General features: G+C 69.6%; 1 protein-coding gene (cut by a window edge). It reads left to right on the top strand.

The genetic code is table 11. The annotated features are described in order from the left end of the window. Positions 1–23,521 carry the 3' portion of a non-ribosomal peptide synthase/polyketide synthase gene (locus AC6JA9_RS14470; protein ID WP_497959955.1) on the top strand. The gene continues 10,064 nt to the left of window position 1, outside the view, so the window shows 23,521 of its 33,585 coding nt (coding positions 10,065–33,585); the start codon falls outside the window, past its left edge; its stop codon occupies positions 23,519–23,521.

Raw genomic sequence — 23,521 nt, 5'->3', positions numbered from 1 at the left:
CCTCCAGCGCCTGCCCGAGTACATGGTGCCCTCCGCGTTCGTCACGCTGGAGGCGCTCCCCCTCACGCCGAGCGGCAAGGTGGCGCGCCGCCAGCTGCCCGCGCCCGAGGTGAGCGAGCAGGAGCGCGAGGCGCCGTTCATCGCGCCCCGGACGCCCCGGGAGGAGAAGCTCGCGGAGATCTTCTCCAACGTGCTGCACCTGCCGAGGGTGAGCATCACCGACAACTTCTTCGCGCTCGGTGGGCACTCGCTGCTGGCCACGCAGGTCATCTCGCGCGTCCGCTCGGCGTTCGAGCTGGAGCTGCCGTTGCGCGCGCTCTTCGAGGCGCCGACGGTGGCCGCCCTCGCCGCCCGCATCGAGGACGAGACACCTGGAGCCGGCCGCGCGCCTCCCCTCGTCGCCGTGCCGCGCGACGGCGCGGTGCCGCTGTCCTTCGCCCAGCTGCGCCTCTGGTTCATCGACCAGTTCCAGCCCGGCGGCGCCGCGTACCACATGCCGTCGTTCGTCCGGCTGGAGGGACCGCTCGACACGGCGGCGCTCCAGCGCGCCTTCGACGAGCTGGTGCGGCGTCATGAGGCGCTGCGCACCACGTTCTTCCAGCAGGACGACCAGCCCTTCCAGCGCATCGCGCCGCACGGCGAGCTGCCGCTGGCCCGAGTGGACCTCCAGTCCCTGGAATCCACACAGGCCCACGCTGAGGTGAAGCGCCTGCTCCTCGAGGAGCTCGCCCGCCCCTTCAACCTGTCCACCGGGCCGCTCATCCGCGCCCAGCTCCTGGCCCTGTCACCCACCGAGCACGTGCTCGCGCTCAACATGCACCACATCGTCTCCGACGGTTGGTCCATGGGCGTGCTCGTCCAGGAGGTCGCCGCCCTCTACGACGCCTTCGCGCACGGCAAGCCGTCACCGCTGCCGCCGCTGACGCTCCAGTATGCCGACTACGCCATCTGGCAGCGCGCCTGGCTCCAGGGTGACGTGCTGGAGGGACAGCTCTCCTACTGGCGCCGTCAGCTCGCCGGCGTCACGGCCCTGGACCTGCCCACGGACAAGTCGCGGCCGCTGGTCATGTCCTCGCGCGGTGGCAATGTCGGCGTCTTCCTGCCGGCCACCACGGCGAAGAAGCTCGCGGAGCTGTGCCAGCGCGAGGGCGCCACGCCGTTCATGGTGCTGCTCGCCGCGTGGCAGGTGCTACTGTCGCGCTACTCGGGCCAGGACGACGTCACCGTCGGTTCTCCCATCGCGGGCCGTCAGCGCGCGGAGCTCGAGGGCCTCATCGGCTTCTTCGTCAACACGCTCGTCTTCCGCGCGCGCATCGATGGGCAGGCGTCGTTCCAGCACCTGCTCAAGCAGGTGAAGGAGTCCGCGCTCGGCGCCTACGCGCATCAGGACGTGCCGTTCGAGCGTCTGGTGGAGGTGCTCCAGCCCGCGCGTGACTTGAGCCGCAGCCCGTTGTTCCAGGTCCTGTTCTCGCTCCAGAACACGCCGGCCTCGGCCATCCAGAAGCAGGAGCTGACACTCAGCCCCGTCGACATCGACGACACCACGTCCAAGTTCGAGCTCAACCTCAACCTCGTGGAGCTGCCGGACGGATATGCCGGCTCGCTCGGCTACAACTCCGACCTGTTCGAGCACGGCACCATCGAGCGGCTCGCGCTCCACTTCACCCAGCTGGTCGAGTCCCTCGTCTCGCGCCCCGACGCCCCCATCGCCGGCCATGCGCTGCTCACCGCGCACGAGCAGCGGAAGGTCCTGGTCGAATGGAACGACACGCGTTGGGACATCCCCACGGAGCCCTGCGTCCACCGGCTCGTGGAACAGCAGGCGCGGCTCACGCCCGAGGCCGTCGCGGTCCTCTCCGATGACGGAGCGCTCACGTACCGTCAGCTCGAGGCGCGCGCGAACCAGCTCGCGCGGCTTTTGGTCTCCCGTGGCGTGAAGCAGGGAGACTTCGTCGCCCTCCTCTCGCACCGCACGCTCCAGCTCCCCGTCTGCCTGTTCGCCATCCTCAAGGCGGGCGCCGCGTACCTCCCGCTCTCGCCCGACTATCCGCGCGAGCGCCTGGCCTTCATGCTCCGCGACAGCGGCGCGCGGTTGGTGCTCACCCAGGAGTCCCTGCTCGACCTGCTGCCCGAAGGTGTCACGGCCGAGCGGCTGGACTCCGCGGAGCACCAGGAGGCCCTCGCGCGCGAATCCACCGAGCCGCTCTCCGCGCGTCACGAGGCCGAGGCGCCGGCGTATGTCATCTACACGTCCGGCTCCACGGGTCAGCCCAAGGGCGTGCTCATCCCGCATCGAGCCCTCGCCAACCACATGGCGTGGTTCCTCGAGGCCTTCCCGCTCACGGCCCAGGACAAGGTCCTCCTCAAGACGCCGCTGGCCTTCGACGCCTCCGTCTGGGAGTGCTGGGCGCCGCTGCTCGTCGGCGCGCCGCTGGTCCTCGCGCCGCGGGATGCACACCGCGACGCCGCGCTGCTGCTCGACTCCGTCATCCGGCACGGCATCACCGTGCTCCAACTGGTTCCGTCGCTGCTGCGCTTCGCGCTGGATGAGCCCTCGCTGTCGCGTGTCACGTCGCTGAAGTGGCTGTTCTGCGGAGGCGAGGCGCTGTCCACGTCGCTCGCATCGAGGGTCCGTGAGCAGCTCGTGGGCACCCGGTTCGTCAACCTCTACGGCCCCACGGAAGTCACCATCGACTCGACGTCCACCGTCGTGGGCGAGGCCGTGGCAGGAGGCTCCATCCCCATCGGCCGCCCGGTCGCCAACACGCGTGCCTACGTCCTGGACGGCGCGCTGCACCCCGTGCCCGCGGGCGTCCCGGGCGAGCTGTATCTGGGCGGCGCGCAGGTGGCACTCGGGTACCTCGGCAGGCCCGCGCTCACCGCGGAGCGCTTCATCCCCGACCCGTTCGCTTCCACGCCCGGGGCGCGGCTCTATCGCACGGGTGACCGGGCGAGGTGGCTCGCCGAGGGACAGCTCGAGTACCTCGGCCGCACCGACTTCCAGGTGAAGCTGCGCGGTCTGCGCATCGAACTGGGGGAGATCGAGGCCGCGCTCCGCACTCAACCGGGCATTCGCGACGCCGTCGTCCTGGTGCGTGAGGACGTGCCCGGCCAGCACCGACTCGTCGCCTACCTCGTGCCCGGGGCGGTCGACACCGTGGCCCTGGTGGCCGCGCTGCGCGAGCACCTGCCCGAGTACATGCTGCCCACGGTCTTCGTGCCCCTGGAGGCCCTGCCGCTGACGCCCAACGGCAAGGTCGACCGGCAGGCCCTGCCCGTTCCGGAGCAGAGCGCCGAGGACACGCTCTTCGTCGCGCCGCGTGACGCGCTCGAGACGGCCCTCGCCGGCATCTGGGCCGAGGTCCTCCAGCTCGACCGGGTCAGCGTCACCGCCAACTTCTTCTCCCTGGGCGGACATTCGCTGCTGGCCACGCAGGTGGTCTCCCGCGTGCGCAGGACGCTCGACCTGGAGCTGCCGCTGCGCGCGCTCTTCGAGTCGCCCACCGTCGCCACGCTCGCCGCTCGACTCGCGCAGACCTCCGGCACGTCCGCGGGCACGAAGACACCCGCGCTGGTGCCGGTGCCACGCTCGGGAGAGCTGCCGCTGTCCTTCGCCCAGCAGCGCCTGTGGCTCATCGACCAGTTGGAGCCGGGCAGCTCGACGTACAACATCCCGCTCGCGCTGCTCCTTCAGGGGCCGCTCGACGTGGTGGCGCTCCAGGGTGCCTTCACGGCGCTCGTCGACCGACACGAGGCCCTCCGCACCACGTTCGTGACGCACGAGGGCGCTCCGCGTCAGCACATCCACGCCTCCTCTCCGGTCCACCTGGCCGTGGTGGATCTCCAGTCGCATCCCGAGGTGACTCGGCTCGACGAGGCTCACCGACGGGTGAGCGAAGAGGCCTCGCGCCCGTTCGACCTGGAGCGCGGCCCGGTGCTGCGCGTGCTCCTGCTGAAGCTGGAGGCCGAGCGGCACGTGCTCGTGGGGACGGTGCACCACATCGCGTCGGATGGTTGGTCCATGGGCGTGCTGCTCCGTGAGCTGGCGGAGCTCTACTCCGCGAAGCTCAACGGACGGGCTTCGCAGTTGGAGCCCCTGCCCATCCAATACGCGGACTTCGCCGCGTGGCAGCGTGCGTGGCTGCGTGACGAGGCGTTGGAGCGGCAGCTCTCGTATTGGAGGCAGCAGCTCGCGGACGCTCCGCCGTTCCTGGAGCTGCCCACGGACAAGCCCAGGCCTCCCGTGCAGACGAACCGGGGGGCCACGGTCCCCGTGCGTCTGCCTCGCTCCGTGGCGGAGCGACTCGCGGCCTTCTGCCAGCAAGAGGGCATCACGCCGTTCATGGCGCTGCTCGCCGTGTGGCAGGTGGTGCTGTCCCGCTACTCGGGGCAGGACGACATCGCCGTGGGCTCACCCATCGCGGGCCGCACGCGCGCGGAGACCGAGGGACTCATCGGCTTCTTCGTCAACACACTGGTCCTGCGCACGCAGGTCCCCGCGTCGCTGCGCTTCCGTGAGCTGCTCGCGCGGGTGAAGCGCACCACGCTGTCCGCCTATGAGCACCAGGATGTGCCCTTCGAGAAGCTCGTCGAGGAGCTCAACCCCCACCGCACGCTCAGCCACTCGCCGCTGTTCCAGGTGATGCTCGTCCTGCAGAACGCGCCGACGACGAGCATGGAGGTGCGTGGAAGCACGGAGGTCAAGGCACCCTTGCGCCTGGAGGCGTTCGACTCGGGCGCCCCGAGCGCGAAGTTCGACCTCACCCTGACGCTGGGCGAGGGACTCGAAGGCGGACTGGGCTACCGCACGGACCTGTTCGAGGAGGCCACCATCATCCGGATGGTGGAGCACTTCGGAACGCTGCTCGAGGCCGCGCTCGGTTCGCCGGACTCACGGCTGAGCGAGCTGGAGATGTTGTCCGCCGAGGAGCGCCGCCGCGTGCTCGTCGATTGGAACTCGACGCGCCGGGAGATGCCCTGGAAGGGTGCCTTCCACGAGCTCTTCGAGGCCCAGGCCGCTCTCACGCCTGACTCGCTCGCCGTCCTCGACGACTCCGCCTCCCTCTCCTTCTCTGCCCTCAACCAGCGCGCCAATCAGCTCGCGCACCTGCTTCGCGCTCGCGGCGTCGGGCCCGAAGTCCGGGTCGCCTTCTGCCTCGAGCGCTCCGTCGACTCCCTCGTCGCCCTCCTCGCCATCCTCAAGGCCGGCGCCGCCTACGTCCCCCTCGACTCCGCCTACCCCCGCGAGCGCCTCGCCTTCATGCTCCAGGACTCCGGCGCTCCCTTCGTCCTCACCCAGTCCCACCTCCTGCCTCGTCTCGACACCGGCGTCTCCACGCCTCTGTGCCTCGATGACTCAGCCCTGCGTGACTCCCTTGCCGCGCTCCCGGACTCCAATCCGCACCGCGTCTCGCTGCCCTCTCACGCCGCCTACGTCATCTACACCTCCGGCTCCACCGGCAGGCCCAAGGGCGTCCTCATCCACCACTCCTCCGTGGTGAATCTCCTCCACGCCCTCTCCTCCTCCATCTACTCCGACGTCCAGCGCCCTCTTCGCATCTCCCTCAACGCCCCCCTCTCCTTCGACGCCTCCGTCAAGCAGCTCGTCTTCCTCGCTCTCGGTCACGCCCTCTGCTTCGTCCCTCAGGCGGCCCGTGAAGACGTCCCCCTGCTTCTCTCCTGGCTGTCTCGTCACCAGCTCGACGTCCTCGACTGCGCCCCCTCCCACCTCCGCCTCCTCCTCGACGAGGGCCTCGCTTCCTCTCAGCGGCCCCTTCGCGTCCTCATCGGCGGTGAGGCTATCGACGACTCCCTCTGGGCGACGCTCTCCTCCTCGCCTTCCCTGCGCGCCTTCAACGTCTACGGCCCCACCGAAACCACCGTCGACGCCACCGCGCTTCCTATTACCTCCGCCTCTCGGCCTGCTCTCGGCCCTCCTCTTCCCAACGTCTCCACCTTCATCCTCGACGCTTCCCTCCAGCCCGCTCCTATCGGCGTGCCCGGAGAGCTCTTCGTCGGTGGTGACGGTGTCGCGCGTGGCTACCTCGCTCGGCCCGACCTCACCGCGGAGCGCTTCATCCCCAACCCCTTCTCCTCCACGCCGGGTGCGCGCCTCTACCGCACCGGTGACAAGGCCCGCTGGCTGCCTCACGGCCACCTCGAGTACCTCGGCCGCATCGACTTCCAGGTGAAGCTGCGCGGCTTCCGCATCGAGTTGGGTGAGGTCGAGGCCGCTCTCGAAGCCCTCCCTTCCGTCCACCACGCCGCCGCTCTCGTCCGCGAGGACGTCCCGGGACTCAAGCGCCTCGTCGCCTACGTCACCCCCTCGGACGTCGACACCTCCGCACTCCGCACCGAGCTGCTTCGCAACCTCCCCGAGTACATGGTGCCCTCGGCCTTCGTCGCCCTGGACTCCCTACCCCTCAACACCCACGGCAAGCTCGACAGGAAGGCCCTCCCCGCCCCCGACTCCGGGCCCACTGACTCCTTCCTCGCGCCTCGCAACTCCACCGAGACGCTCCTCGCCTCCATCTGGGCAGAGGTCCTCCACCTCGACGCCGTCAGCGTCTCCGACGACTTCTTCTCCTTGGGTGGCCACTCCCTCCTCGCCACCCAGGTCGTCTCCCGCATCCGCAAGGCCTTCCAGGTCGAGCTGCCCCTGCGCGCGCTCTTCGAGGCGCCCACGGTGGCATCGCTCGCGGCGCGCATCGAGGTCGAGAAGCAGTCAGGGCTTGCGAACGAGAAGCCGGCGCTCGTGGTGGTGCCTCGCACGGGACCGCTGCCGCTGTCCTTCGCGCAGCAGCGACTGTGGTTCCTGGATCGACTCCAGCCGGGTAGCCCCTTCTACAACATCCCCTCGGCCATCCAGCTCCACGGCGGAGTGGACCTCGATGCGCTGGAGCGTGCGCTGCGCACGCTCGTCCAGCGACACGAGGCCCTGCGCACCTCCTTCCACGTCCAGGCGGATGGCGAGGCCGTGCAGCACATCCACACGGATGTGACGCTGTCCGTCCCCGTCGTGGACCTGCGGCACGTGCCCGAGTCCCAGCGGGAAGCCGAGGCCCTGCGACAGGCCCAGGCCGAGGCGCAGAAACCGTTCGACCTGGCCCACGCACCGCTGCTCCGAGCCTCCGTGCTCCAGCTGTCCGAGCAGCGCCACATCCTGCTCGTCACCGTCCACCACATCGTCTCGGATGGTTGGTCCAACGGCATCCTCACGCGCGAGGTCGGAGCGCTCTACGGCGCGTTCGCGCAGGGCCTGCCGTCACCGCTCGCTCCACTGGAGTTGCAGTACGCGGACTACGCCGCATGGCAGCGTGGCTGGCTGAAGGACGAGGCGCTGTCCCAGCAGGTCGGTTGGTGGAGACAACAGCTCTCCGGCGCACCGCACGCGCTGGAGCTGCCCACGGACAGGCCCAGGCCGCCGGTCCAGACGTCCAACGGGTCCACGCTTCCCATCGCACTGGGAGCCCAGCTCTCTGCGGAGCTGCGTGCCCTGTGCCTGCGAGAGGGCGTCACGCCGTTCATGGCGCTGCTGTCCGCGTTCCAGGTGTTGCTCGCGCGATACTCGGGACAGGACGACATCGTCGTCGGCTCGCCCATCGCCAACCGGCAGCAGGCGGAGATCGAAGGCATCGTCGGGTTCTTCGTCAACACGCTCGCCCTGCGTGCGCGGCTGTCCGTCGGGATGACCTTCCGCGAGCTGCTGAGCCAGGTGAAGGAGACGACGCTCGGTGCCTACGCGCACCAGGACGTGCCGTTCGAGAAGCTCGTCGACGAGCTGAAGCCCGAACGTGACCTGAGTCGCTCGCCGCTGTTCCAGGTGATGTTCGCCCTGCAGAACACGCAGCGGACAACTGGACCGAAGGACGGTGAGGACGCGGGCGCCATCCAGCCGATGCATGTGGACAGCGGCACCGCCAAGTTCGACCTGTCCCTGCTCTGCGGCGACTTCGGCGACGACATCGGCGGCCTGCTCGAGTTCAACACGGACCTGTTCGACCGGAGCACCGCGGAGCGACTCGGCGCGCATCTGCTGAACCTCTTGCGCGCAGCCGTGAGCGAGCCGGGCCAGTCCATCTGGAAGCTCCCGCTCCTCGGCATCGAGGAGCGCCAGCGCACGCTGGTCGCCTGGAACGACACCTCACGCCACGACCACGCGGCCACGACGATGCATGGGCCGGTGGAGGCCCAGGTGCGTCGCACGCCTGACGCCATCGCGCTGTCTGACGGTGCGCGCTCGCTCTCCTACGCCGCGCTCGACGCTCGCTCCAATCAGCTCGCGCACCACCTGCTCGCCCTCGGGGTCTCTCCGGGCAGTGCCGTCGGCATCTGCCTCGACAAGTCCCTCGACATGGCCGTCGCCGTCCTCGCCACCCTCAAGGCCGGCGCCTTCTACGTCGCCCTCGACCCCAACTACCCCGCTGAGCGCCTGGCCTTCATGCTCGCGGACACCCGCGCGCCTGTCGTCCTCACCCACTCCTCCCTCTCCTCCGCCCTCCCCGCCTCTTCCTCCGCTCGACGCATCCTCGTCGACTCCGAGGCCGACGCGGTGGCCCTGCGCCCCTCGGTGGCGCCCGCCATCCACGTCTCCCCCGAGGACATCGCCTACGTCATCTACACCTCCGGCAGCACCGGCATCCCCAAGGGCATCGTCATGCCCCACAGGGCCCTCAGCTTCCTGCTCGCCTGGCAAATCCGGCAGTCACCCAACCCTCTCGCGGTGACGCTCCAGTTCGCCTCCCTCAACTTCGACGTCTCCATCCAGGAGTTCTTCGCCTCCTGGTGGGTGGGCGCCCACGTCGTCCTCCCCCTCGGTGGCCTTCGCCAGGACATCCCAGCCCTCCTCGACTTCATGCACGCGCAGAAGGTCGAGCGGCTCTTCCTCCCCTTCGTCGCACTCCAGGCCATGGCCGACTCCGTCTCCCATGGCGCCACGCTTCCTTCTTCGCTTCGCGAAGTCGTCACCGCGGGGGAGCAACTCCAGGTCAACGCCACCCTCACCGCCTTCTTCGAGAAGCTCCCCGGCAGCGTCCTCGAAAACCAGTACGGCCCCTCCGAGGCCCACGTCGTCTCCGCCTTCCGTCTCGACGGTGCGCCCTCCGCTTGGCCTCGCCTGCCTTCCATCGGCAGCCCCGTTGGCCACACGCAGCTCTACGTCCTCGACTCCCTCGGCCAGCCCGTCCCCATCGGCGTCGCCGGTGAAGTCTTCGTCGGTGGCACCCACCTCGCTCACGGCTACCTGGCTCGGCCGGACACCACCGCCGCGGCCTTCGTGCCGAATCCGTTCAGTGGCATCCCCGGCTCTCGTCTCTACCGCACCGGTGACTCCGCTCGCTGGAAGGTCGACGGCACCCTCGAGTTCCTCGGCCGCCTCGACTTCCAGGTGAAGGTGCGTGGCTTCCGTGTCGAGTTGGGCGAAGTCGAGTCCGTCCTCCGCATGGCTCCCGGCCTGCGCGACGCCGCAGCCGTCGTCCGTGAGGACGTCCCGGGCGACAAGCGCCTCATCGGCTACGTCGTCCTCTCCTCCGACGCTCCGCTTGACGCAGAGGCCCTCCGCGCCTTCCTCCTCCAGCGCCTCCCCGAGTACATGGTGCCCTCCGCCTTCGTCTCCCTGGCGGCACTGCCCCTGACTCCCTCCGGGAAGCTCGCTCGCAACCGTCTCCCTGCTCCGGACGTCGACGCCTTGCGTGGCGACTCCTCCTTCGTCGCTCCTCGCAATCCCGCCGAGGAGAAGCTCGCTTCCATCTTCTCCTCCGTCCTTCGCCTGGAGCGCGTTGGCGTCACCGACAACTTCTTCTCCCTCGGTGGCCACTCGCTCCTCGCCACCCAGGTCATCTCTCGCATCCGCTCTTCCTTCGGCGTCGAGCTGCCTCTGCGGGCCCTCTTCGAGGCCCCCACCGTCGCCTCTCTCGCCTCGCGCATCTCCTCCGCTTCTCGCGAGGCCCTCGGCGCTCAGCCTCCTCCCATCCTCCCTGTTCCTCGCACCGGGCCCCTCCCCCTCTCCTTCGCCCAGCAGCGCCTCTGGTTCATCGACCAGCTCCAGCCCGGCTCCTCCACCTACAACATGCCTTCCTTCGTGCGCCTCTCAGGCCCACTCGATTCGAAGGCCCTCCAGCTCAGCTTCGACTCCCTCGTCTCCCGTCACGAAGCGCTGCGCACCTCCTTCATCCAGAAGGATGACCAGCCGCTGCAGGTGATCGCGCCGCACGCGGAGCTACCGGTGACACACGTGAACCTCCGGGCTCTCGCGCCCGAGGTCCGCGGCGCCGAGGTCGAGCGTCTGCTGCGCGAGGAGTACCAGCGGCCCTTCAACCTCTCCACGGGTCCGCTCATCCGCGCTCAGCTCCTGGAGCTCAGCGACACCGAGCACGTCCTCGCCCTCAACATGCACCACATCGTCTCCGACGGTTGGTCCATGGGTGTCCTCATCCAGGAGGTCGCCGCCCTCTACGACGCCTTCTCCCACGGCAGGCCTTCTCCCCTCGCGCCCCTCTCCATCCAGTACGCCGACTTCTCCGTCTGGCAGCGCTCCTGGCTCCAGGGCCCTGTCCTCGACGCTCAGATCGACTACTGGCGGCACCAGCTCGCGGACCTCACGACGCTCGAGCTGCCCTTGGACAAGCCGCGTCCGGCCGTCCAGACGTCCGCGGGCGATGTGGCGCTCATCACCCTTCCGCTCGCGACCACGGAGAAGCTCAAGAGCCTGTGCCAGCAGGAAGGGGCGACGCCCTTCATGGCCCTGCTCGCCGTGTGGCAGCTCCTGCTCTCCCGCTACTCGGGCCAGGATGACATCGCCGTCGGCTCCCCCATCGCGGGTCGTCACCGCTCGGAGCTCGAGGGGCTCATCGGCTTCTTCGTCAACACGCTCGTCCTGCGCTCCCGCGTCGACGCGCACGCGTCCTTCCCGCACCTGCTGCGACAGGTGAAGGAGGCGGCGCTCGGGGCCTACGCGCACCAGGACATCCCCTTCGAGCGTCTCGTCGAGGAGCTGCAGCCCACGCGCGACATGAGTCGCAGCCCGCTGTTCCAGGTCCTCTTCGTCCTCCAGAACACGCCGGCCTCGGGTGTCCAGACGCATGAGCTCTCCCTGAGCCCGGTGGACATCAGCGGCGGGACCTCGAAGTTCGAGCTCCAGCTCAGCCTCGTCGAGTCCCCCGAGGGATTCTTCGGAGGCCTCAGCTTCAACACCGACCTGTTCGAGCGCGCCACCGCCGAGCGCATGGCGCGTCACTTCGAGCGCCTCGTCGAAGCCATCGTCAACAACCTCGACGCGCCGGTCTCCGCGCACGCCATGCTCACGGAGGACGAGCGCCGGCAGGTCCTCGTCGACTGGGCCTCGGCGCCGCTGAGCGCCCCCGTCGACTCCACGATTCCCGAGGCCTTCGCCCGCGCCGTGGCGCTCGCGCCCGACGCCCCCGCCCTGGTCTTCGGCGAAACGGCGCTCACCTACCGGCAGCTCGACGAGCGCTCCAACCAGCTCGCCCGGCTCCTGCGCCACCACGGCGTCACCACCGATGACCGCGTCGCGCTCTCCCTGGAGCGCTCCTTCGAGCTGGTCATCGCGCTCGTCGCCATCGTCAAGGCGGGCGCGGCCTACGTGCCGCTCGACGCGTCCTATCCGTCGCACCGGCTCCTCGCCATGATGGAGGACACCCAGCCGCGCCTGCTCCTCACGTCACGCGCGCTGGTCTCCAAGCTGCCGACCGAAGGCGTCACCACGCTGGTCCTCGAGGAGGTCGACACCTCCGCCCAGCCCGCTGGACCGCTGCCCTCCCTGGCCCTCCCCGAGTCGCTCGCCTACGTCGACTTCACCTCCGGCTCCACCGGCAGGCCCAAGGGCGTGGGGACACTTCACGCTGGCGTGCTGCGGACGCTCGTCGGCGCGACGTACACGCGCTTCGGCCCCGAGCAGACCCATGTCCTGCTCGCGCCCATCTCGTTCGACGCCTCGACGTTCGAAATCTGGGGCGCGCTGCTGCACGGCGCTCGGCTCGTGGTGCCGCCGGCCCACACGCTGTCGCTGGAGGAGATCGAACTCACCGTCTCGCGGCACGGCGTGTCCACGCTGTGGGCCACCAGCGGTCTGTTCTCGCAGCTCGCGGACGCGGTGCTCCCGGGGCTGAGCACGGTACAGCACGTCCTCACCGGCGGCGACGTGGTCTCGCCGGTCCACGCCCGCAAGGCGCTGACGGCCTGGGGCGCGCAGGTCACCAACGCCTACGGCCCCACCGAGTCCACCGTCTTCGCCACCACCTTCGCCATCACACGCGCCGAGGACATCGGCGCCACGCTGCCCATCGGTCGGCCCATCCAGGGAACGCGGCTCCTCGTCCTCGACGCCTCGCTCCAACCCGTGGCTCCGGGGGTCACCGGAGAGCTCTTCATCGGCGGCGAGGGACTCGCTCGCGGCTACCTGCTCCGCCCGGACCTCACGGCCGAGCGGTTCGTCCCCGACCCTTTCTCCGCGTCGTCGGGTGCGCGCCTCTACCGCACGGGCGACCTGGTCCGCTGGCGCGCGGATGGCACCCTCGACTTCCTGGGCCGCGCCGACTCGCAGGTGAAGCTGCGTGGCTTCCGCATCGAGCTGGCGGAGATCGAAGCCGCGCTGCGTGAGTACTCGTCCATCACGAGAGCCCTCGCGCTCGTCCGCGAGGACGTGCCCGGGGACAAGCGCCTCACCGCGTACTTCACCGCGTCCTCGCCCGTCGACCCGGCAGCCCTGCGCGCCTTCCTCAAGCAGCGGCTGCCCGAGTTCATGCTTCCGTCGTTCCTCATCCCGCTGGCGGCCTTCCCGCTGACCGCCAACGCGAAGCTCGACAGGAAGGCCCTGCCGGCGCCCGACACCCTCACCTCGTCCACCTTCGTCGCCCCGCGAAACCCCACCGAGGAGCTGCTCGCGGCCATCTGGGCGGACGTCCTGCGACTCGACAAGGTGAGCGTCGCCGACGACTTCTTCGAGCTGGGTGGACACTCGCTGCTCGCGACGCAGGTGGTCTCGCGCGTCCGGAGGGCCTTCGAGGTCGAGCTGCCCTTGCGCGCCCTGTTCGAGGCGTCGTCCATCTCCGCCCTGGCCTCGCGAATCCTGGCCGTGAGGGGAGAGTCCGGGACGCAGGCGCCGCCTTTGGTGCCCGCGCCTCGCACGGGGGAGCTACCGCTGTCCTTCGCGCAGCAGCGACTGTGGCTGGTGGACCAGTTGGAGCCCGGCAGCTCCGCGTACAACATCCCCTCGGCGCTGAGGCTCCGCGGCACGCTGAACGTCGCGGCGCTGGAGCGCGCCTTCACCGCGCTCGTCGAGCGTCACGAGTCCCTGCGCACCACGTTCCTCGCGCGCGACGGTGAGCCCATCCAGGTCATCCATCCGGTGCGGGCGTTCGTGCTGCCCGTCGTGGAGCTGGGCATCCTGCCCACCGAGGAGCGCGAGGAGCGCGCCGTGCGTCTCGCCACCGAGGAGGCCCAGCGTCCGTTCGACCTGGCGCGAGGGCCGGTGCTGCGCGCCATGTTGCTGCGCCTCGCCGCCGAGGAGCACGTGCTGCTGGTCACCCTGCACCACGCCGTCTCGGACGGTTGGTCGATGGGTGTGCTCATCCAGGAGCTCGCGTCCCTGTACGAGGCGTTCTCCACGGGCGTCGAGGCGCGGCTCTCGCCGCTGCCCATCCAGTACGCGGACTTCGCCGCGTGGCAGCGCTCGTGGTTGAAGGGCGACGTGCTGGAGCAGCAGCTCGCCTATTGGAGGCAGCAGCTCGGTGAGCTGCCGCCGCTGCTGGAGCTGCCGACGGACAAGCCGCGTCCGCCCGTCCGCAATCCGCGCGGAGCCTCGCGTCCCGTTCGGTTGTCGCGGGAGCTGACCGAGCGACTGGCCGTCCTCTGCCGCCAGGAGGGCGCCACGCCGTTCATGGCGCTGCTCGCCGTGTGGCAGGTCCTCCTCTCGCGCTACTCGGGGCAGGACGACATCGCCGTGGGTTCGCCCATCGCGGGCCGCACGCGGACGGAGACCGAGGGGCTCATCGGCTTCTTCGTGAACACCCTCGTATTGCGCACCCGGGTCCGTCCGGGACTGCGATTCCGTGAGCTGCTCGCCCAGGTCCGGGCCACGACGCTCGCGGCCTACGAGCATCAGGATGTGCCCTTCGAGAAGCTCGTCGAGGAGCTGAAGCCCCAGCGCAGCCTGAGCCACACGCCGCTCTTCCAGGTGATGCTGTCGCTCCAGAACATCCCCGTCGCGAGCCGCACCGTGGCGAGCGCGACCGAGGACAGTCCGCCGCTGCATCTGGAGCCGTTCGCGCAGGACCACCAGACGACGAAGTTCGACCTCACGCTCACGTTGTCACAGACGCCGGACGGGCTGGCCGGTGGGCTCAGCTACCGGGTGGACCTGTTCGACGACGCGACCATCGAGCGTTGGGTGGGGCATCTGTACACGCTGCTGGAGGCGGCCATCAACGCCCCCGACACGCTCGTGGGCGAGCTGCCGATGTTGTCCGCCGAGGAGCGCCGCCGCGTGCTCGTCGATTGGAACTCGACGCGCCGGGAGATGCCCTGGAAGGGTGCCTTCCACGAGCTCTTCGAGGCCCAGGCCGCCCTCACGCCTGACTCGCTCGCCGTCCTCGACGACTCCGCGTCCCTCTCCTTCTCTGCCCTCAACCAGCGCGCCAATCGGCTCGCGCACCTGCTGCGCTCCCGCGGCGTCGGGCCCGAAGTCCGTGTCGCATTCTGCCTGGAGCGCTCCGTCGACTCCCTCGTCGCCCTCCTCGCCATCCTCAAGGCCGGCGCCGCCTACGTCCCCCTCGACTCCGCCTACCCTCGCGAGCGCCTGGCCTTCATGCTCCAGGACTCCGGCGCCCCCTTCGTCCTCACCCACTCCCACCTCCTGCCTCGTCTCGACACCGGCGTCTCCACGCCTCTGTGCCTCGACGACTCGGCCCTGCTCGACTCCCTCGCCGCGCTCCCGGACTCCAATCCGCACCGCGTCTCGCTTCCCTCCCACGCCGCCTACGTCATCTACACCTCCGGCTCCACCGGCAGGCCCAAGGGCGTCCTCATCCACCACTCCTCCGTGGTGAATCTCCTCCACGCCCTCTCCTCCTCCATCTACTCCGACGTCCAGCGCCCTCTTCGCATCTCCCTCAACGCCCCCCTCTCCTTCGACGCCTCCGTCAAGCAGCTCGTCTTCCTCGCTCTCGGTCACGCCCTCTGCTTCGTCCCTCAGGCGGCCCGTGAAGACGTCCCCCTGCTTCTCTCCTGGCTGTCTCGTCACCAGCTCGACGTCCTCGACTGCGCCCCCTCTCACCTCCGCCTCCTCCTCGACGAGGGCCTCGCTTCCTCTCAGCGGCCCCTTCGCGTCCTCATCGGCGGTGAGGCTATCGACGACTCCCTCTGGGCGACGCTCTCCTCCTCGCCTTCCCTGCGCGCCTTCAACGTCTACGGCCCCACCGAAACCACCGTCGACGCCACCGCGCTTCCTATTACCTCCGCCTCTCGGCCTGCTCTCGGCCCTCCTCTTCCCAACGTCTCCACCTTCATCCTCGACGCTTCCCTCCAGCCCGCTCCTATCGGCGTGCCCGGAGAGCTCTTCGTCGGTGGTGACGGTGTCGCGCGTGGCTACCTCGCTCGGCCCGACCTCACCGCGGAGCGCTTCATCCCCAACCCCTTCTCCTCCACGCCGGGTGCGCGCCTCTACCGCACCGGTGACAAGGCCCGCTGGCTGCCTCACGGCCACCTCGAGTACCTCGGCCGCATCGACTTCCAGGTGAAGCTGCGCGGCTTCCGCATCGAGTTGGGTGAGGTCGAGGCCGCTCTCGAAGCCCTCCCTTCCGTCCACCACGCCGCCGCTCTCGTCCGCGAGGACGTCCCGGGACTCAAGCGCCTCGTCGCCTACGTCACCCCGGCTTCCATCGACACCTCGGCACTCCGCTCCGAGCTGCTTCGCAACCTCCCCGAGTACATGGTGCCCTCGGCCTTCGTCGCCCTGGACTCCCTGCCTCTCAACACCCACGGCAAGCTCGACAGGAAGGCCCTCCCCGCCCCCGACTCCGGGCCCACTGACTCCTTCCTCGCGCCTCGCAACCCCACCGAGACGCTCCTCGCCTCCATCTGGGCAGAGGTCCTCCACCTCGACGCCGTCAGCGTCTCCGACGACTTCTTCTCCTTGGGTGGCCATTCGTTGCTCGCCACCCAGGTCGTCTCCCGCATCCGCAAGGCCTTCCAGGTCGAGCTGCCCCTGCGTGCGCTCATCGAAGCGCCGACCATCTGGGAGCTCGCGCAGCGGGTCGAGGCAGCACTGAGTGAGGGCCCGTCCAACACACGGCCTCCGCTGGTGGCGGCGCCTCGTACCGGGCCGCTGCCGCTGTCCTTCGCTCAGCAGCGACTGTGGTTCCTCGACAGGCTGGAACCCAACAACGCCTCCTACAACATCCACTCGGGCAAGGTGCTCGATGGCCACCTGGATACGGCCGCTCTGGAGCGGGCGCTCCAGGAGCTGGTGCAGCGACACGAGGCGCTGCGCACCTCGTTCCACGTGCAGGAGGACGGCACCGCGGTCCAGGTCATCCATCCGCACGCCGAGCTATCGGTCCCCGTCATCGACCTGCGACATTTGACGGGTCCCGCGCTGGACGCGGAGGTGGGGCGGTTGACCTCCGAGGAGTCCGGCAAGCCGTTCAACCTGACGAGCTCGCCCCTGCTGCGTGCGTCCCTGTTGCGCGTGACGGAAGAGACCCACGTACTCCTCGTCACGGTGCACCACATCGTCTCTGATGGCTGGTCCAATGGAATCCTGCTGCGCGAAGTGGGCGCGCTCTACGAGGCGTTCTCGCAGGGACGTCCGTCTCCGCTCGCGCCGCTGGAGTTCCAGTACGCGGACTACGCGCTGTGGCAGCGCGGCTGGCTGAAGGACGAGGCACTGGAGCAGCAGCTCTCCTGGTGGAGGCAGCAGCTCGCCGGCGCTCCCCATGCGCTGGAGCTTCCGACCGACCGACCCCGGCCGCCCGTGCAGACGCATGTCGGCGCAACGCTGCCCGTCCACCTGAGCACCGAGCTGACCGAGTCACTCCGCTCGCTGTGCAAGCGCGAGGGCGTCACGCCCTTCATGGGGCTGCTCGCCGCGTTCCACATCTTGATGGCGAGGTACTCGGGGCAGGACGATATCGTCGTCGGCTCGCCCATCGCCAACCGGCAGCAGACGGAGCTGGAGGGCATCGTCGGGTTCTTCGCCAACACGCTCGCCCTGCGTGCACGACTGTCCGGGACGATGTCGTTCCGCGAGCTGCTCGCTCAGCTCAAGGAGACGACGCTCGGGGCCTACGCGCACCAGGACGTGCCGTTCGAGAAGCTCGTCGACGAGCTGAAGCCCGAGCGTGACCTGAGCCGTTCTCCGCTGTTCCAGGTGATGCTCGCGCTGCAGAACACTCCGCGACAGGCGCGTGGTGATGCCCGTCGTGAGGAGCCGGCCCCCGCGCCGGGCCCCATGACCGTCACCCACGGCAGCGCCAAGTTCGACCTGTCATTGCTGCTCGCGGACCACGGCGACGACATCAGCGGTCTGCTCGAGTTCAACACCGACCTGTTCACGCCGGCCACGGCCATGCGGATGGGCGCGCACTTGCAGCGGCTGTTGCAGTCCGCCGTCCGCGACCCCAGTCAGTCCATCTGGCGACTGCCGATGCTCGATGCACAGGAGTGCCAGCAGATCCTCGTCACCTGGAATGACACGTCGGGCGAGTCGCACGCCGTCACGACGATGCATGGGCCGGTGGAGGCACAGGTGCGTCGCACGCCTGACGCCATCGCGCTGTCTGACGGTACGCGCTCGCTCTCCTACGCCGCGCTCGACGCTCGCGCCAATCAGCTCGCGCACCACCTGCTCGCCCTCGGGGTCTCTCCTGGCAGTGCCGTCGGCATCTGCCTCGACAAGTCCCTCGACATGGCCGTCGCCGTCCTCGCCACCCTCAAGGCCGGTGCCTTCTACGTCGCTCTCGACCCCAACTACCCCGCTGAGCGTCTGGCCTTCATGCTCGCGGACACCCGCGCGCCTGTCGTCCTCACCCACTCCTCCCTCTCCTCCGTCCTCCCCGCCTCCTCCTCCGCCCGACGCATCCTCGTCGACTCCGAGGCCGACGCGGTGGCCCTGCGCCCCTCGGTGGCGCCCCCCATCCACGTCTCGCCCGAGGACATCGCCTACGTCATCTACACCTCCGGCAGCACCGGCATCCCCAAGGGCATCGTCATGCCCCACAGGGCCCTCAGCTTCCTGCTCGCCTGGCAAATCCGGCAGTCACCCAACCCTCTCGCGGTGACGCTCCAGTTCGCCTCCCTCAACTTCGACGTCTCCATCCAGGAGTTCTTCGCCTCCTGGTGGGTGGGCGCCCACGTCGTCCTCCCCCTCGGTGGCCTTCGCCAGGACATCCCAGCCCTCCTCGACTTCATGCACGCGCAGAAGGTCGAGCGGCTCTTCCTCCCCTTCGTCGCACTCCAGGCCATGGCCGACTCCGTCTCCCATGGTGCGACGCTTCCGTCTTCGCTTCGCGAAGTCGTCACCGCGGGTGAGCAGCTTCAGGTCAACTCCACCCTCACCTCCTTCTTCGAGAAGCTCCCCGGCAGCGTCCTTGAAAACCAGTACGGCCCCTCCGAGGCCCACGTCGTCTCCGCCTTCCGTCTCGACGGTGCGCCCTCCGCTTGGCCTCGCCTGCCTTCCATCGGCAGCCCCGTTGGCCACACGCAGCTCTACGTCCTCGACTCCCTCGGCCAGCCCGTCCCCATCGACGTCGCCGGTGAAGTCTTCGTCGGTGGCACCCACCTCGCTCACGGCTACCTGGCTCGGCCGGACACCACCGCCGCCGCCTTTGTGCCGAATCCGTTCAGTGGCATCCCCGGCGACCGGCTCTACCGCACCGGTGACTCCGCTCGCTGGAAGGCCGACGGCACCCTCGAGTTCCTCGGCCGCCTCGACTTCCAGGTGAAGGTGCGTGGCTTCCGTGTCGAGTTGGGCGAAGTCGAGTCCGTCCTCCGCATGGCTCCCGGCCTGCGTGACGCCGCAGCCGTCGTCCGTGAGGACGTCCCGGGCGACAAGCGCCTCATCGGCTACGTCGTCCTCGGCACTGACTCGCCTCTCGACTCCGAGGCCCTCCGCGCCTTCCTCCTCCAGCGCCTCCCCGAGTACATGGTGCCCTCCGCCTTCGTCTCCCTGGCGGCCCTGCCCCTGACTCCCTCCGGGAAGCTCGCTCGCAACCGCCTCCCCGCCCCCGACGTCGACTCCCTGCGTGGCGACTCCTCCTTCGTCGCTCCCCTCAACCCCGCCGAAGAGAAGCTCGCCTCCATCTTCTCTTCCGTCCTCCGCCTGGAGCGCGTCGGCGTCACCGACAACTTCTTCTCCCTCGGTGGCCACTCGCTCCTCGCCACCCAGGTCATCTCCCGCATCCGCTCCTCCTTCGGCGTCGAGTTGCCTCTCCGGGCCCTCTTCGAGGCTCCCACCGTCGCCTCTCTCGCCTCGCGAATCCTTTCCGCTTCTCGCGAGGCCCTCACCGCCCAGCCTCCTCCCATCCTCCCTGTCCCTCGCACCGGGCCTCTTCCCCTCTCCTTCGCCCAGCAGCGCCTCTGGTTCATCGACCAGCTCCAGCCCGGCTCCGCCACCTACAACATGCCTTCCTTCGTGCGCCTCTCAGGCCCACTCGATGCGAAGGCCCTCCAGCTCAGCTTCGACTCCCTCGTCTCTCGCCACGAAGCGCTGCGCACGACCTTCTTCGAGCACGACGGTCAGCCCTTCCAGCGCGTCAGTCCGAACGGAGAGCTACCGCTGACGCGGGTCGACCTGCGGGGACTCGACGAAGAGTCCTCACGCACGGAGATCCAGCGAAGGTTGCGTGAGGAGTACCAGCGGCCCTTCGACCTCTCCACGGGTCCGCTCATCCGCGCTCAGCTCCTGGAGCTCAGCGACACCGAGCACGTCCTCGCCCTCAACATGCACCACATCGTCTCCGACGGTTGGTCCATGGGTGTCCTCATCCAGGAGGTCGCTGCCCTCTACGACGCCTTCTCTCACGGCAAGCCTTCTCCCCTCGCCCCTCTCTCCATCCAGTACGCCGACTTCTCCGTCTGGCAGCGCTCCTGGCTCCAGGGCCCCGTCCTCGACGCTCAAATCGATTACTGGCGGCACCAGCTCACGGGCATCCAGCCGTTGGCGATGCCCATCGACAAGGCCCGGCCTCCGCTCCAGACCTTCCGAGGCGCCACGCAACCCGTCCTCATTCCCCAGGCCGTCACCGCGAAGCTCAAGGCGCTCTGCCAGCGTGAAGGCTCCACGCCCTTCATGGCGCTGCTCGCGGCGTGGCAGCTGCTGCTCTCGCGGCACAGCGGACAGGACGACATCGCCGTCGGATCGCCCATCGCCGGCCGTCACCGCTCCGAGGTCGAAGGCCTCATCGGCTTCTTCGTCAACACGCTCGTCTTCCGTGCCCGCATCACTCCACGCGCTTCGTTCGTCGAGCTGTTGCGTCAGGTGCGTGAGACCGCGCTCGGCGCCTACGCGCACCAGGACATCCCCTTCGAGCGACTCGTCGAGGAGCTGCATCCCGCGCGCGACCTGAGCCGCAGCCCCCTGTTCCAGGCCCTGTTCGTCCTCCAGAACACGCCCGAGTCCTCCATCCAGAAGACCGAGCTGACGCTGAGCCCGGTCGACGTGGGCTCCGTGGTCGCCACCGCCAAGTTCGAGCTTCAGCTGAACCTGACGGAGACCCCGGACGGCGTCTTCGGAGGACTCGGCTACAACACGGACCTGTTCGAGCGAGCCACCATCGAGCGCCTGGCCCGGCACTTCGAGCAGCTCGTCGAGGCCATCACCCAGCGCCCCGAGGCCGCCCTCTCCGAGCACACCATGCTCACGGAGGACGAGCGCCGCGACGTCCTCGGCACCTGGGCCCTGGCGCCCGCGCGAGTGTCCACGGACTCCACGCTCCCGGAGGTCTTCGCCCGCGTCGTGGCCCAGACTCCCGATGCCGTCGCGCTCATCCACGGCGATACGAGCCTCACGTACCGACAGCTCGACGAGCGCTCGAACCAGCTCGCCCGACACCTGCGCGCCCTCGGCATCTCCACGGACTCCCGCGTCGCGCTCGCCCTCGAGCGTTCACCCGAGCTCGTCATCACCCTGGTCGCCATCCTCAAGGCCGGCGCCGCCTACGTCCCGCTCGACACGTCCTATCCGCGGGAGCGTCTGGTCTCCATGCTCGAGGACTCGCGGCCCGGAGCCCTCATCACCACGAGGGCGCTGCTCCCCAACCTCCCCGCGGAGGGCCTCACCACGGTCCTCCTGGACGAGGTCTCACTGGCGCACCAGTCCATCGACGCCGTGCCGCACGCCGCCCTCCCGGAGTCGCTCGCCTACGTCGACTTCACGTCCGGCTCCACGGGCAGGCCCAAGGGCGTTGGCAGCACCCATCGCAACGTCATCCGCACGCTCATCGGCACCGACTACACGCGGTTCGGTCCCGAGCAGACGCACCTGCTGCTCGCGCCCATCTCCTTCGACGCCTCGACGTTCGAAATCTGGGGCGCGCTGCTGCACGGCGCGCGACTGGTCATCCTCCCGCCGCACGCGCCCTCGCTCGAGGAGCTCTTCCAGGCCATCGCCCGCCACGGCGTCACCACGCTCTGGGCGACCAGTGGTCTGTTCGCGCAGCTCGTCGAGGCCCGTCTGCCCGCGCCCGCCTCGCTCCAGCGCGTCCTCACGGGCGGCGACGTCGTCTCGCCGCTCCACGTCCGCCGCGCGCTGACGGAGTGGGGAGTGCCCGTGGGCCACGCCTACGGCCCCACCGAGACCACGGTCTTCGCCACGATGTTCACCATCGAGGGCGTGGAGGACATCGGGTCCACGCTGCCCATCGGCCGCCCCATCCTCGGCACGAGCGTCCGGGTCCTGGACGCGTCGCTTCAGCCCGTCCCCGTCGGTGTCACGGGCGAGCTGTTCATCGGCGGCGAGGGCCTCGCGCGGGGCTACGTCGGCCAGCCTTCGCTCACCGCGGAGCGCTTCATCCCCGACCCGTTCTCCTCCGAGCCCGGCGCTCGCCTCTACCGCACCGGCGACCTCGTTCGCTGGCGGCATGACGGCCTGCTGGACTTCGTCGGCCGCGCGGACGCGCAGGTCAAGGTCCGAGGCTTCCGCATCGAGCTGTCCGAGGTCGAGTCGGCCCTGCTCGCGCATCCCGCCATCCGGGAGGCCGTGGCCATCGCCCGCGAGGACGTCCCTGGTGACAAGCGCCTCGTCGGCTACTTCGTGGGTGACGACGTGGACACGACGTCGCTGCGCGCCTTCCTCAAGTCGCGGCTGCCCGAGTTCATGGTGCCGTCGTCGCTGCTGCGGCTCGACGCGCTCCCGCTCACCGCGAACGCGAAGCTGGACCGCAAGGCGCTGCCGGCCCCGGAGTCCGTCCTCGGCGCACCGTCCGAGACGTACGTCGCGCCGCGCACGCCTACCGAAGAGCTGCTCGCGTCCATCTGGGCGGACGTCCTCCGCGTCCCCCAGGTCGGCGTCTCGGATGACTTCTTCGAGCTGGGTGGCCACTCGCTGCTCGCCATCCGCTTGATGGCGCGGATTCGCGAGCGGACGGGCAGCTCGCTCCCCGTCACCGCGCTCTTCCAGGGCTCCAGCATCGAGCGACTGGCCTCCGTGCTCGAAGTGCAGCAAGCCGGAGTGCGCGCCCTGCCGAACCTCGTGCGACTCGACGCGGGCACGTCCACCGAGCGCCCGCTGTTCCTCGTCCACGGCGGCGGCGGCAGCGCGCTGGGCTACACGGAGCTGGTGCGCGGGCTCACGCCGAGCCGTCCCATCCACGGCTTCTCCGCCAGCGGGCTCGACGGGGGAGAGCTGCCTCCGGCCTCGGTCGAGGTCCTCGCGCGCGACTACCTGTCGCAGCTTCGCGTCGTGCAGCCCAAGGGGCCGTACCTGCTCGCGGGCTGGTCCTTCGGCGGGCTCGTCGCGCACGAGATGGCGCGTCGACTCCAGGCGCAGGGTGAGCAGGTGGAGCTGCTGGTCCTGGTCGACAGCCACGCGCCCAAGCCGGAGCCGCGCCCCGCCCCCGAGGCGCTCACGCAGCTGGTCTCGTTCGCGCACATCCTGGGGCTGCCGTGGCGGGGGCTGCCAGTGGACCGGGAGCAACTGACGCGGCTCGAGGGGCGCGAGCGACTGGCGTATCTGCTGGAGCAGGCGCGGGTCGCCTCCCCGGGGTTGGCGTTGGACCTCGACACGGCGGAGCGGCTCTTCGCCCTCTATCAGCGGATGAGCGCCGCACAGCGGGCCTACGTCCCCACGGGCGCGCCGTACGAAGGGCCCAGCGTGCTCATCCGGGCCAGCACGCCGCTCGAAGGCGTGACGGTGACGCCGGACCTCGGCTGGGGTGCGTGGCTCGCGACCGCGCCCACGGTGCACGAGGTCCCGGGAGACCACTACACGATGCTGCGCGCGCCGCATGTCGACACGCTCGCGGCGCTGTTCGAGCAGCTCCTCGCGGCGCTGAAGCGGGACGCGGCCTGA

Source organism: Myxococcus sp. MH1, from assembly GCF_059738865.1.
Note: the sequence above shows the minus strand (reverse complement) of the source record. Positions and strands in the feature narration are given on the sequence as shown.